Origin of the sequence: Lactobacillus amylolyticus DSM 11664, from assembly GCF_000178475.1 — a bacterium.
Classification (GTDB): domain Bacteria; phylum Bacillota; class Bacilli; order Lactobacillales; family Lactobacillaceae; genus Lactobacillus; species Lactobacillus amylolyticus.
The window spans coordinates 1-13983 of record NZ_ADNY01000056.1; the positions used below are offsets into that span (position 1 = coordinate 1).

The 13983-nt window shown below is 36.3% G+C and carries 11 protein-coding genes and 1 pseudogene; 1 reads left to right on the forward strand and 11 read right to left on the reverse strand.

The genetic code is table 11. The annotated features are described in order from the left end of the window. Positions 1 to 70 precede the first annotated feature (70 nt). The 5 genes and pseudogenes from HMPREF0493_RS06325 to parE all read right to left on the reverse strand — a co-directional run bounded on the left by HMPREF0493_RS06325 (position 71) and on the right by parE (position 7209). A pseudogene (locus tag HMPREF0493_RS06325) lies at positions 71 to 656 on the reverse strand (peptidylprolyl isomerase). A 79-nt stretch (positions 657 to 735) separates the two neighbouring features. After that, on the reverse strand, positions 736 to 1671 hold the full coding sequence (locus HMPREF0493_RS06330; protein ID WP_006352513.1) for a manganese-dependent inorganic pyrophosphatase: 936 nt from the start codon (positions 1669 to 1671) through the stop codon (positions 736 to 738). 27 nt (positions 1672 to 1698) lie between these two features. Further along, positions 1699 to 2646 (reverse strand): LysR family transcriptional regulator, encoded by a 948-nt coding sequence (locus tag HMPREF0493_RS06335; RefSeq protein WP_006352514.1) that lies wholly within the window; start codon positions 2644 to 2646, stop codon positions 1699 to 1701. 125 nt (positions 2647 to 2771) lie between these two features. Beyond that, positions 2772 to 5246 carry a DNA topoisomerase IV subunit A gene (gene parC / locus HMPREF0493_RS06340; RefSeq protein ID WP_006352515.1) on the reverse strand — a complete coding sequence of 825 codons (2475 nt, stop codon included), beginning with the start codon at positions 5244 to 5246 and terminating at the stop codon, positions 2772 to 2774. Positions 5247 to 5262: 16 nt separating this feature from the next. Beyond that, on the reverse strand, positions 5263 to 7209 hold the full coding sequence (parE, locus tag HMPREF0493_RS06345; protein ID WP_040457347.1) for a DNA topoisomerase IV subunit B: 1947 nt from the start codon (positions 7207 to 7209) through the stop codon (positions 5263 to 5265). Between the two features lie 98 nt (positions 7210 to 7307). Here parE and plsY point away from each other — a divergent pair, with 98 nt between their 5' ends. After that, the gene (plsY, locus tag HMPREF0493_RS06350) at positions 7308 to 7940 is read left to right on the forward strand and encodes a glycerol-3-phosphate 1-O-acyltransferase PlsY (protein ID WP_040457349.1); all 633 of its coding nucleotides are present in this window, start codon (positions 7308 to 7310) and stop codon (positions 7938 to 7940) included. Positions 7941 to 8025: 85 nt separating this feature from the next. Here plsY and HMPREF0493_RS06355 read toward each other — a convergent pair whose 3' ends face one another. The 6 genes from HMPREF0493_RS06355 to trmFO form a co-directional block, all read right to left on the reverse strand. Continuing rightward, positions 8026 to 8640 (reverse strand): LysR substrate-binding domain-containing protein, encoded by a 615-nt coding sequence (locus tag HMPREF0493_RS06355; RefSeq protein ID WP_006352518.1) that lies wholly within the window; start codon positions 8638 to 8640, stop codon positions 8026 to 8028. 50 nt (positions 8641 to 8690) lie between these two features. After that, complete coding sequence (locus HMPREF0493_RS06360; protein WP_040457350.1) at positions 8691 to 9587, reverse strand: aldose 1-epimerase family protein; 897 nt, start codon at positions 9585 to 9587, stop codon at positions 8691 to 8693. A gap of 144 nt (positions 9588 to 9731) precedes the next feature. Further along, the gene (gene hslU / locus HMPREF0493_RS06365) at positions 9732 to 11108 is read right to left on the reverse strand and encodes an ATP-dependent protease ATPase subunit HslU (protein WP_006352520.1); all 1377 of its coding nucleotides are present in this window, start codon (positions 11106 to 11108) and stop codon (positions 9732 to 9734) included. A gap of 9 nt (positions 11109 to 11117) precedes the next feature. After that, positions 11118 to 11642, reverse strand: a complete 525-nt coding sequence (gene hslV / locus HMPREF0493_RS06370) for an HslVU peptidase proteolytic subunit (protein WP_006352521.1) — start codon at positions 11640 to 11642, stop codon at positions 11118 to 11120. After that, on the reverse strand, positions 11639 to 12562 hold the full coding sequence (xerC, locus tag HMPREF0493_RS06375) for a tyrosine recombinase XerC (RefSeq protein ID WP_006352522.1): 924 nt from the start codon (positions 12560 to 12562) through the stop codon (positions 11639 to 11641). Before xerC ends, hslV begins: the two co-directional genes overlap by 4 nt. Then, positions 12562 to 13878 carry a methylenetetrahydrofolate--tRNA-(uracil(54)-C(5))-methyltransferase (FADH(2)-oxidizing) TrmFO gene (gene trmFO, locus HMPREF0493_RS06380; RefSeq protein WP_006352523.1) on the reverse strand — a complete coding sequence of 439 codons (1317 nt, stop codon included), beginning with the start codon at positions 13876 to 13878 and terminating at the stop codon, positions 12562 to 12564. The genes xerC and trmFO overlap by 1 nt, the downstream gene beginning before the upstream one ends. Between the last annotated feature and the right edge of the window lie 105 nt (positions 13879 to 13983).

Genomic DNA, 13983 nt, shown 5'->3' on the forward strand with positions numbered 1-13983 from the left:
TAACAACTAATAAAAATACACGCTTCTGAATTGAAATTTTTAACTCGTTTCAATTCAGAAGCGTGTATTTTTATTCATTAATATTAATACTATTAATTACCACTGCTTCAAGTGGTTTGTCAGCTTTATCTTTTTTCACTTTGGCAATTTTATCAACAACATCCATCCCATCAATTACTTGACCAAAAACAGTATGTCTTCCATCTAGCCAAGGGGTACCACCCTGTTTATAAGCATGAATTATTTCTTTAGGATAGCCAGCTGGTTCCATTTCGCGAATATACCGCTTAGGCATGTTTTTATTTTGAACAATAAAGAATTGACTTTCCGTTTGTATTTGGACCTGAATTAACCATTGAAAGTGCTCCGCGTAAATTGAATAGTTGATCAGTAAACTCATCTTCGAACGGATGACCCCAGATGCTTTCACCGCCTGTACCATTTCCTTCTGGATCACCACCCTGAATCATAAAGTCACTAATTACTCGATGAAAAGTAGTTCCATCATAATAGCCCTTTTTAGCTAAACGAGTGAAATTTTCAACAGTCATTGGTGCTAATTTATCGAATAATTGAATTGTAATTTGACCATGCTTGGTATCTATTGTAGCTTTTGGCCCTTTGTAATTCTTTAAATCAAGTTGAGGATATGTCATTTTCTTTTTCCTTTGCTTTTAACAAAAAATGGTCAAGTTTTTCAACTCGGCCATTTTTATTTTCTCTTTAATAATGAAATTAGCCTTCAAAAGCTTTTGTTAATGGTGGTACAACTTGCTTCTTACGAGAAACAACGCCTGGTAATTTAACCTCTGAATCACTTAACTTATTACCAAATGCTTTTTCAAACAAAGCCTTAGTTTCATCAGAACCTACAACCAAAGCTTCTGAATCTGAATCAAGAATGTTAGTAATCAAAAGCATGAACATATCATAATTGTTATCGCTAGCTGATGCACTCATAGCTTTTAAAAATGCTTCTTTACGTTCCAAAGCTTCTGGCAAATCAACAACATTAATTTGAGCAATACGAACGTTCTTGCCATTTAAGCTGAAACTCTTAGCATCTAAATCAATCAATTCTTCTTCTGATTTATCAGAAATATTAGTACCAGCTTTAAGCATGGCCAAACCATATTCTTGATAATCCACGCCAGCGATTTTAGCCAAGGCTTCAACTGCCTTCTTGTCATAATCGGTTGTAGTTGGTGACTTCAAAAGCAAAGTATCTGAAATAATTGCTGAAAGCATCAATCCCGCTAATTTTTCAGGAATTTCAATACCCTTTTCATTGAACATCTTCCAAACAATAGTTGAAGTACAACCCATTGGTTCTGCACGGTAGTATAAAGGATCAGCCGTGTTGAAGTTCATAATTCTGTGGTGATCAACAACATGAGTAACCTTAACTTTATCAATGTCAGAAACACTTTGTTGAGGCTCGTTGTGGTCAACAAGCATAACTGCTTTAACTTCATCTGCAGCCTTAGTAATAACACGTGGTGCTTTAAAACCAAATTTCTTTAAAGCATAAGCAGTTTCGTCATTAGGCTCACCTAAAGCAACAGCTTCAGTATTGTAACCCAATTTATTTTGTAAATATGAAAATGCAATTGCAGTGCCAATTGCATCAGTATCTGGATTTTGGTGACCAAAAACTAATTCTTTTTCCATTAAAAATTCCTCTCTTTTTTCTAGCGTCTACTCTAGTCTACTAGAATAATCCTTTTTATCCAAGAATTTCTTCCATTCTTCTAACAAGTTTTTTATTCTTGGAATTTCTACCTTTCCTTTGCGATATACCATCGCAATCTCAAAATCCTTATCATCTTTCACATAAACCGGAGTAAGATTAATATCTTTCTTATGTGCTAAATAATATGATTTGCTAATGTAAGTATCATACTCGGTAGTTTGTGCGGTTTCAATCAAGTACTTTGCCTTTGAAAAAGTCAAAGAAACAATCGGCTTGTTCTTATCGCCGAAATAGTCTTTCATTAATTGCGTTAAGTAAGAACCTTCAGGGTAAGAAACCCATTTTCTTCTAGTAAATCTAGAAATTGGATATGCTTGCTTAGCTTCGACTGTATCTTTATGCGTCAAAATCATTAAACGATCTTTGAACAATTCCATATGATCATATTGATGCTGCAAATTGATTTCGTCCCGCTTAGTATTATCCGGCAAGTACATGATCGCCAAATCGATCGTGTTGTTATCCAGTCTGCGCCATAATTCTTGACGATTATAAGTAAGAATATTCAATTGGATTCTTGGATAATTTTTATTAAATTCAACAACAAATTGTCTGAAAATTTCAATATCAATTGTATCTAAGACACCCACTGAAATACTACCTTTATCAGCTTGAGTAAATTCTTGAATATCATCGACTACAGAATTTATTGTATCTAGTAATTCAACTGCGGCTGACTGCATTTCCTTACCAGCTTCAGTAAGGTAAAGCTTCTTCCCCATTTGTCCAAATAAAGGCGCACCAATTGCATGCTCTAACTTTTTAATTTGTTGAGTCAATGCTGGCTGTGTAATACCAAGTATTTGTGCAGCTTGGGTATAATTCATTGTATCAATTAATTGTAAAAAATATCGAAGTGACTTTGCTGAAAGTATTGTATCTGTTTTTGGCATTTTGATTAGCTTCCTTTCTTGATAAAACAATAATCTTTACCCTATACCTAGATACATTGTCTACCCAAAAATACGGAGTGTCAAAACATTTGTCTTAACACTCCGTAAGCGCTTTTATTATTTATTTAGAATAGATCAGAAACCTGTTTGTTTTCGTTGCTCAAAGGTGCCCCTAATTCAAGGCTTACAGGAGTTCCATCTACAGTTGGATCAACTACAAATGAACCATTAGAATATCTATCCCCTAATGGAAATTTATTTGTATTAATATCCATATGCCGGTCACTTGACGTTGTCATCTTTAGAACGTGATTTTGACCATAGGCAGCTATTGCAGCTATTCTATGTGGTTTAGTCTTCAATTCTCTTAGAACCATTACCCCACGTTTAGCTCTAGATACTTTATTAACTAAGCTTAACTTAAACTGCTTAAAGGCTCCACGTTGGGTAATTAAACCGACTTTGATCAAATCAGCAAATTCTGGTTGTACCAAGACGTAGCCTACTACATAATCATCATCTTTTAAGTTAACCGACTTTACACCCAAAGCTTTACCACCAAATTCAGATATTTCGGAAACATCATATTTAACAGCATATGCACGATGAGTAAATAAAGTTATCTCTCCGCTGTTTGTTTTAATTAAATCAATCCGAATCATCTTACTATCTTCAGATTTCATCTTCATTGCTGTAATTGCACGTGATCGATAAGTTCTGGTAGGTTGCAAATCACTCAATTTTACTTGTTTGATGTAGCCATCATTAGTGGCCATCAAAAAATCAACATTCTTATCAAGCTTATCAAAGTCAAATACGCGAATAATTTGTTCGTCAGTAGCCAACCCAACTTCCTGTGATAGGTGCTGACCTGTTTCTTTCCACTTGGTTTCAGTTAACTCGTGAACAGGTCGATAAATAAGATTCCCACGATTAGTAAACAAATATAAGTTATCTAAAGTAGATAAAGTTTTTTCATAAACAACCTTATCATTTTCAGGCAATCCATTATCTGCCTCGTCAGATGACTGGTAAGAACGCAATGATGAACGCTTTAAATAGCCATCACGACTTACCAAAACTCTTACTTGTTCATCAGCAACCAATGCTTTTTCATCGATTTCGACTTTAGCACTTTCGTGTGAAATTTGAGTTCTTCTTGGACTAGCAAAATTCTTTTTAACTGCTGTTAGTTCTTTAATAATTTCTTTTTCAAGAGTAGCACGATCTGATAAAAGCTTTTGGTAAACAGCTACTTTCTTATTCAGATCATTTTGTTCTGCAATCAAAGCATCAACATCAGTGTTCGTCAACCGATATAATTGTAATGATACGATTGCTTCGGCTTGCCGCTCAGTAAACTTAAATTCCTTAATCAAGTTCTTTTTAGCATCTGCTTTGTTTTTTGATGCCCGAATTGTTTTGATAACTTGATCAAGAATGTCCATCGCATGGATTAAGCCCTGAATGATTTCTAAACGAGCTTCAGCTTTGTCTAGATCATACTTAGTTCGCTTAGTAATCACATCTTCATCATGTTCAAGATAGGAAGATAAAATTCTCTTCAAACCTACTTGAACAGGTGTCATATGGTCAATTGCAACCATATTGAAGTTATAAGAGACCTGCAAATCTGTATTCTTGAATAAATAATTCAAGATATTTTCTGCGTCTGCATTCTTCTTTAATTCAATAACTATTGAGAGTCCATGACGATCAGTCTCATCACGAACTTCAGCAATACCATCAATTTCTTTATTGAGTCTTATCTCATCAATTTTCTTAACTAATAAAGCTTTATTGACATCAAAAGGAATTTCAGTAGCAACAATTTCTTGCCGATGTCCCCTAATTTCTTGAATGCTTGTTTTTGCACGAACTTGAATTCTTCCACGTCCGGTTTGATAGGCTTCCTTAATTCCCTTTGTACCCATAATAACGGCACCTGTAGGAAAATCCGGTCCCTTAACAAACTGCATTAAATCCTCCAGACTAGCTTCGGGATGCTTCAACAAATAAATTGTTGCATCAATTACTTCAGCTAAATTATGTGGTGGAATTTCAGTAGCATAACCTGCGGAAATTCCTGTTGAACCATTAACTAGCAAATTGGGGAATTGAGCTGGCAAAACAGTTGGTTCATATTCAGTATCATCGAAGTTTAATACCATTTTTACGGTATTCTTATCAATGTCCTGCAACAATAAATTGGATATTTTGCTCAAACGTGACTCAGTATAACGCATAGCAGCTGGGCCATCACCATCCATAGAACCATTGTTTCCGTGCATTTCTACCAATGGCTCACGCATTTTCCAGTCTTGAGATAAGTGAACTAAAGCACCATAGATAGAGCTATCTCCGTGAGGGTGGAAATTACCCATAATGTTACCTACTGCTTTGGCAGCCTTTTTAAAGGGCTTATCAAAGGTATTTCCATCCTGATACATTGCATATAAAATACGGCGTTGAACAGGTTTTAATCCATCTCTGATATCAGGCAAGGCACGTTCCTGGATAATATACTTTGAATATCGTCCAAAACGTTCTCCCATTACCTGTTCTAACGGCATCTCCCGAATTCTTTCTTTATTCGCCATTAAAATCTATACCTTCTTAATCATTATCTGCATCCAGAAGTGAGCCATCTTCGCCCATTCTAAATTTAACGTTTTCTTCAATCCATTTTCTTCTTGCTGCTACTTTATCACCCATTAGTGTAGTAACTCTTCGTTCAGCTAATGCAGCATCATCAATTCGAACACGAATTAGCATTCTTGATTCTGGATTCATAGTTGTTTGCCACAACTGCTCGGCATTCATTTCACCTAATCCCTTGAATCGTTGAAGAGAATAGCCTCTGCCCATTTTCTTTTCATCTTCAGCTAATTCTTCATCAGTCCAGTCGTACTTAATTTCTGCCTTCTTGCCGCGTCCTTTTTGAAGACGATACAGAGGTGGCAAAGCAATATAAACTTTGCCTTTTTCGATCATTGGCCGCATATAACGATAGAAGAAAGTTAAAAGCAGAATCTGAATGTGTGCACCATCGTCATCGGCATCAGTCATAATAATGACTTTATCGTAGTTGGAATCATCAACTTTAAACTCTGTTCCAACTCCTGCACCAATGGTGTAAATCATTGTATTAATTTCTTCATTTTTGAAAATGTCCTGCAACTTTGCTTTTTGTGTATTCAAAACCTTTCCACGCAAAGGCAAAATTGCTTGAAAACGTCTGTCTCTGCCTTGTTTTGCGGAACCACCAGCTGAATCCCCTTCGACTAAGAACAATTCATTCTTCTTTGGATTTTTCGATTGTGCTGGTGTTAGTTTCCCGGAAAGTACTTCTTTCTTGCGCCGCTTTTTACCATTTCGACTTTCGTCACGTGCCTTTTTGGCCGCTTCACGAGCATCTCTGGCCCGTTGAGCTTTCTTAACTAATTCTTGGGCTAACTCACCATTTTCCATGAGATAATAAGACATCTTCTCGTAAACAAGCGCATCAACAGCGGAACGAGCTTGAGGTGTTCCTAATTTACCTTTGGTCTGACCTTCAAATTCAAGCAGTTCTTCAGGAATTTTAACTGATAAAACAGCACTCAAACCTTCACGATAATCTGAACCATCAATGTTTTTATCTTTCTTGGTAAACAAGCCTTGCTTTTTAGCATAATCATTGAATGCTCTAGTAAAGCCACTGCGTGCACCCACTTCATGAGTACCACCATCAGCAGTTCTAACATTGTTTACAAATGAAACGAGATTTTCAGAATAGCCATCACTATATTGACCACTGAATTCAATTTCCATTCCATCTTGCTTGCCTTCAAAGTAAAAGACATCACTGATTGTACCTTTACCTTCATTCAAGTATTTAACAAAGGATTTAATACCATCATCATATTGAAAAACATCATGATGTTCTGGATCACGTTCATCCGTTAATGTGAATTTGACGCCCTTCAGCAAGAAAGCTGATTCGCGAATTCTTTCTTGAATTGTTTCGTACTTGTACTTAGTAGTTGAAAAAATTGTGGCATCTGGTTTAAAGGTAATCGTAGTACCTGTTTTGTCATTGGTCTCACCGACACATTTTAAAGTACCGATTGGATGACCACCATTTTGAAATTCTTCTTCATATGCTTTACCTCCACGAACCACTCTAACTTTTAAATAGCTCGATAAAGCATTAACTACTGATGAACCTACCCCATGAAGGCCGCCCGAGGTCTTATAGTTTTGTTCAGTAAATTTGCCACCAGCGTGCAAGACTGTCAAAATAACTTCAATCGTTGGTTTTCCGGATTTATGCATTCCAGTTGGCATTCCACGTCCAAAGTCCCTAACAGTTACACTGTTGTCTTTATGAATAGTTACATTAATCTCTTTACCATAACCGGCCATCGCTTCGTCAACTGAGTTATCAACGATTTCGTAAACCAATTGGTTTAGACCGTGAATATCAGTTGAACCGATGTACATGCCAGGGCGTTTTCTGACAGCTTCTAGTCCATGTAATATTTGAATTGAAGAATCATCATAAGTATTAGCTTTAGCCACTAAAATTCCTCCACTTTTATTACTTAATTTTGGCAACTCCATATATTTACAAGTCAAACTTTGCTAAAATAGCTTTAGATTAAATGGAGTTGTTAATTATGTCTATCTTAAAAATAGCATTGTTACTTATTTTAGCATACTTAATCGGCTCATTTCCGACTGGTGTGATTATTGGAAAAACTTTTTTCCATAAAGATATCCGTCAATACGGATCGGGAAATATTGGCACAACTAACACCTTTAGGGTTTTAGGTCCGAAAGCAGGAATTGCCGTTTTTCTAATCGATTTCTTTAAAGGAACGCTTGCGACAATTTTACCAGTAATATTTAACCTGGGTCCACATTATTTATGCTTAATTTTTGGTTTAGCGGCAATATTAGGCCATGCTTTTTCAATCTTCTTGAAGTTCAAAGGTGGTAAAGCAGTTGCAACCTCTGCCGGCTTTTTGCTGGGTTATAATTTGAACTTTTTCTTGATTTGCGCAGTAATATTTTTCCCAATATTATTTATAACTAGTATGGTTTCGCTAACGAGCCTAATCTCAATCGTATTGATCTTCATTGCCTCATTCTTTTTCCATGACCTTGCCTTAAGCATTATCAGTGGATTATTGGTGGTTTTGATTTACTGGAGCCACAGAAGCAATATTGTTCGTCTAGAACATCATGAAGAGAACATGATTCCCTTTGGTTTATATTACTGGTACAAAAAATCTCATCATAATAAGTAAACTAAAAATAAAGAGAGCCAACAAGGATAAAGCCTTGTTGGTTTTTTACTCTTTTATTATATCGATACAAACTTTTGTTCGCAAGTTAAAAGTCTAAATTCTTTTTTAAGGCTTGAGCAACTTGCTTAACCTCGTTTGTTGGCTCTTTTTTCATAACGACTACGTATTCTTGCTTAAGCTGTATTCCGTCTTTCAATAAAAACATTTTCTGCAATTTGGGGCTTTCAAAGAATTTAGCAGTATCTTCATTAAGCAAGAAATAACCTGATCCTGATTCAGCCATTAATGCTGCCTCATTAAAATTATCAACGGCAAGAAATGGACTTTTTATTCCTAATAAATCACGATGATAATGCAATTCTCCTTGCTCTTCATTCTTTTGCGTAACAAGCAGATTAGGAATTTTATCTAATTCACTTATTTCTATTGTTTGTTGTCCAGACATAAAATTCCCTGCTTGTAGTACAGCTTCTAAGCCAAACTCACTGACCTTAATTACCTGATAATTTGAGTAACCATGATCGCGAGGATCTGTTAAAGCAAGATCAATTTTATTTTCTTCAAAAGAATCCTCTATTTGATCCTGATACAGAGGAATTAATCTGATTTCTAATTGCAGATTTTTTTGCAAATATCTTTTTAATTTTTCAAGACGTGCCGTTCCAAAATTCTTGAAATATCCTAAGTTAATTGTTTTCATGACTTACCTCAAAATAAAAAGAAGCTTTGGCATTTCACCAAGACTTCTTTTTATTTTTCACTATGGAAAGTGATGCTAAAGCCAGCATTAAAGGTTTCACCCTTTGCTAGGTGATTCATGCCATACTTATCTTCCAATTTGCCATCCGCATCAGAACGATCGGCAATTCCCCACCATGGCTCAATGCAGACATAATTAGCTGTCTTTGGATATTGTGACCAAATTCCAACGAATGGGGCATTTCTAGTCCATACATTAATATGGAATTTACTATTCTCGGTTCTAACTGAAATTTTATTATCGTGACCACTCAATTGATAAATCAGCGCATCATTCTTAAATAAATCATCGCTTAAGCCAATTAAACTATCAGTTGATGCCAATGAACGATTTGCCCAATCTAGCAAGCCTGTTTGTTTACTGATTGGAATCTTTACTCTTGCTTCTGATGGCTGCGTTGCAAAGTAAAAGTCTTCTTTTTTAACTTGAAGATCATCAACTGGTAAATTGAAACCAGGGTGTCCGCCGATGCCAAAAATCATTTCACCATCAGTCTTGTTGGTCACAATGAAGTTTTCTTCCAACAAATTATTCATTAAATTATAGTTTACTCTTAATTCAAATTTGAATGGATAAACCTTACGCGTTTCTTCGCTATCTTTAAGCAAAAATGTAATACTTTCATCACTTTGCTTTTCAACTATAAATTCACAATCTCTTGCAAATCCATGTTGACCTAAATGATAAGTTTTCCCTTGATAAGTATATTGATCATTCTTTAAACGACCAACAATTGGAAAAAGAACTGGTGCATGCCGATCCCAAATTGCGGGATCTGCTTGCCACATATATTCATAATCACTATGGACGCCCTTAACGCTTTGAATTTCTGCGCCTTTGCTTGAAATAGTGACCTTCAACATATTATTTTTAATTGTGTAATTCATTTTATTACCTTTATCCATATAAAAACAATAACAATGTGATCCCTTAGCGTTGATTGTATCATAATAGCGCTTTTATTGATATAGACCAAGCCTCACAAAAAATAAAAGAGGCAACAAAAATATTGTCTCTTTCATTTGTATTTTCTACAAAATAAACTTAGTAAGGTCTTTATTGATGATTACATCCTTAAGTTTTTCTTCAACGTAAGCTTCCGTTACAGTGATTTCGCCCATTTCCATATCAGGACCTTCATAAAGAACATCTTCAAGCAATTTTTCAAGAATGGTAGACAATCTACGAGCCCCAATATTATCTGTCCCTTGGTTGACTTCATAAGCAATCTCTGCGATTCGATCAACCGCTTCTTGAGTGAAAATCAATTTGATGCCATCAGCCTTCATCAAAGCTACATATTGCTTTAATAATGAGTTTTCTGGATCCTTTAAAATATGAACAAAGTCATCTTTCGTAAGTGCGTCTAATTGAACTCTAATTGGAAAACGTCCTTGCAATTCCGGAATAAGATCACTTGGCTTTGATTCAGCAAAAGCTCCAGCACCAATAAACAGGACATGATCAGTTGATAAAGGACCAAATTTTGTTTGGACTGTTGAACCTTCAACAATTGGCAAAATATCACGTTGAACACCTTCACGAGAAACTTCACCAGAAGTCTTTTTGTTACCAGCAATTACTTTATCAATTTCATCAATGAAAATAATTCCGTTATTTTGAGCACGTTCAATTGCTCGCTGATAAAGACTGTCATAATCAACCATTTTACGTGATTCTTCGTTAATCAATAATTCACGTGCATCTTTGACTGGCAAAGTTCGCTTTATCTTTCTCTTCGGTATCATATTGCTAAGCATTGAGCCTATGTCCATGCCCATTTGACCCATCATGTCACTCATTGGACTAGCTTTAGGCTTTTCCTCAACTTCAATCGTTACATCGCGATCTTCAAGCAATCCCTTATTCAGTTGCTCTGCAATAGTCATTCGCTTATTACGAATATCATCGTTTACTTCTTCATCGTCAAACTCTTCGTCATCTAAATTATTTAAGAAACTGAAAACAGAATCATAATGGTGTTCGTGCTTGATGCCTGGAACCAAAGCCTTAACTAATTCTTTATTAGCCTCTTTGGCTGCTTCTGGTCGAATTTCTTCAAATTCTTTCTTTTCTTCCATTTGAACAGACTTAGCTGCCAAGTCTCTAACCATTGATTCAACATTTCGACCAACATAACCTACTTCGGTAAATTTAGTTGCCTCAACTTTAACGAAAGGAGCTTCAACAATATCAGCCAAGCGACGAGCAATTTCTGTTTTACCTACACCAGTTGGTCCAGCCATCAATAAATTTTTAGGTGTGATATCTTTCTGCATTTGCTTAGGAAGCTGCATCCGACGGTAACGATTATATAAAGCAATAGCTACTGATTTTTTAGCTTCATCTTGACCAATAATATATTGATTTAATAACTCTACAATCTTTTTTGGAGTCTTAATAGCCATAACTACCTCCTATAGTTCATCAGTTGTAATCTGATCATCAGTAAAGACATCAATTCCTGAAGCAATTTTAACCGCCTCATGAGCAATATCGCTTGCACTCATTTCTTTCGCATGACGAGTCATCGCAATCGCTGCTGCTTGAGCATAATTGCCACCGGAACCAATTGCTACTACATTTTCATCAGGTTCAAGTACTTCCCCATTGCCAGAAATTAATAAAAGGTCTTTATCATCAAAAGCAATCAGCATTGCATTCAATTTTTGCAAAGTAGGATCTTTACGCCATGATCGTGCCATTTCAACAGCCGCTCTTCTCAAGTCGCCACTGTAGCTTTCAAGCTTGCCTTCAAGCATTTCTTGCAAACTTACTGCATCGGCAACACCGCCGGCGAAGCCAATTACTACACGATCATGGAAAATTCGACGAATCTTTTTAGCACTTGCCTTGGCAATAACTTTTTCACCTAAAGTTACTTGACCATCCCCAGCAATTGCAGTCTTACCATTAAATTTTACGGAACATATTGTTGTCATTTTGTCTTTTTATCCTTTCGTGAATTTCTTGGGAAAAATTTTTGATATTCATCTTGCAAGTGTGCCATTGTCACATGAGTATAGATTTGAGTCGTTGATAAATTTTCATGGCCCAATAGCTCCTGAACTGTTCTCAAATCAGCACCATTGTTCAGCATTGCAGTCGCAAAAGTATGGCGCAATTCATGCGGATGCACTTTGCCGCTTATTCCGGCCTTATTAAATGTCCTTTGCATGATATATTCAATCCCGCGATCTGTCAAAGGCTGACCCTGATTGTTTAAAAAGATAAAATCTTGATCAGCCTTGGATCCTAGCAGTTTTGGCCTTGCGTTTTCAAGATAATTTTGCAAAGCACTTTTCGTCTTATCATCAAATGCCACATAACGATCTTTATTGCCCTTTCCATGAACAAGTATCATTTGCAGATCAAAATCTACTTGATTTATTTTCAAGCTGCTAACTTCACTCACTCGCATCCCGGTTGTATAAAACAATTCGAATAATGCAAGATTTCGCTCAGTTAAAGCTGTATTGCCCTGTAAAGAAGAAATTACTTGCTTCATTTCAGGTGCATAAAAAAATTGAGGCAATTTGCGCTCTTCCGTGCGTAAAACAATCGTTTGCGTTGGATCAACCTTGATTAATTTTCTCTTCGCTAGAAAGCGATAAAACGATCGCAGACTGGACATTTTTCTCATTTGCGAATTTCTGGATAATTTTCGTTCAGCCATTGATTGAAGATAAACTTCGATATCACGTGTCTGAATCTTATCCCAATCAACAAAACCACCATTTTCTCGCCAAAAAGATTTTGCCTCTAGCAAATCCGTTTGATAAGAAAGAATTGTATTTTTGCTGTACTGTCGTTCATTTTTTAAATACGAAATAAACAAGGCTAATTTATCATTTTTAGGCATTAATCCAACACTTTATCTTTGAAAGCCGCTAAGCTGTTTAATCCGCGTTCACTAATCTTAAGATGTCTTTCTTTTTTATTGCGAATCTTTTTGCCTTCCAAGCTTGGCAAAAGTGCAAAACTTGCATTCATAGGTTGAAAATGCTTAGCGTCAGTTGTAGTTACATAATTTGCCATCGAACCTAAAGCAGTGTCAACCGGAAAGACAGCGGTATCTTTTCCTAAAGCTTCACGCGCTGCATTAATGCCCGCAACTAATCCAGAACCTGCACTTTCGACATAGCCTTCCACGCCAGTCATTTGGCCAGCAAAAAAGAGACCCTTTTGCTGCTTTGCTTCATAACTTGCATTTAATACTTCTGGTGAAGCCATGTAAGTATTTCGGTGCATTTTGCCATAACGAACGAATCTGGCATTTTCCAAACCAGGAATAAGTGAAAAGACTCGTTTTTGTTCACCGTATTTTAAGTGAGTTTGAAAACCAACAAGATTGTACATTGAAGCTGCTGCATTATCCTGACGCAATTGGACTACTGCATAAGGCGTTTTTCCTGTTTTTGGATCTTCCAATCCTACTGGTTTTAACGGTCCAAATAGCATTGTTTTGGCGCCACGTGCAGCCATTACTTCAATTGGCATGCATCCATCAAAAACATCATTGTTCTCAAAGCCATGCATTTCAGCCGTTTCTGCATGAACTAGTTCTTGAGCAAACTTCTCATATTGTTCTTTATCCATTGGACAGTTAAGATAAGCCGCTTCACCACGGTCATAGCGAGATTTCTTATAGACAATATTCATATCGATAGAATCTGCTGCAACGATTGGTGCTGCCGCATCGAAGAAATGCAGACTGTCAGTCCCTGAGAACTTTTGAATTTGACTTGCTAAAGCATCACTCGTGAGTGGACCTGTGGCAATTACCACAATTCCTTCTTTGGGAATTTCGGTAATTTCTTCATCATGAACTGTTACATTATCAAAACTCCGCAATTTTTTAGTAACATAATCGCTAAAAAGATCACGATCTACAGCAAGCGCTCCTCCGGCTGGTACCTGAGTTTTATCTGCAGCTTGCATAATTAATGAATCTAATTGTCGCATTTCTTCTTTTAGAAGGCCAACGGCGTTAGATAATTGATTTGAGCGCATTGAATTCGTACAAACTAGTTCCGCGAATTCACCAGTATGATGCGCTGGCGTCATTTTTCTAGGGCGCATTTCGTAAAGATCTACAGGAATACCACGTTTGGCAATTTGCCAAGTTGCTTCGCTTCCTGCCAGTCCCCCGCCAATCACTGTAACTTTTTCGGGCATTTAATCATCCTTTTTTAAAAAAATATTCTTATATAAACATATCATCAAACCGAAAAAGTTTGATGATATTAACACAATTTTTTTGTTTTATTTATCTTCATTTTT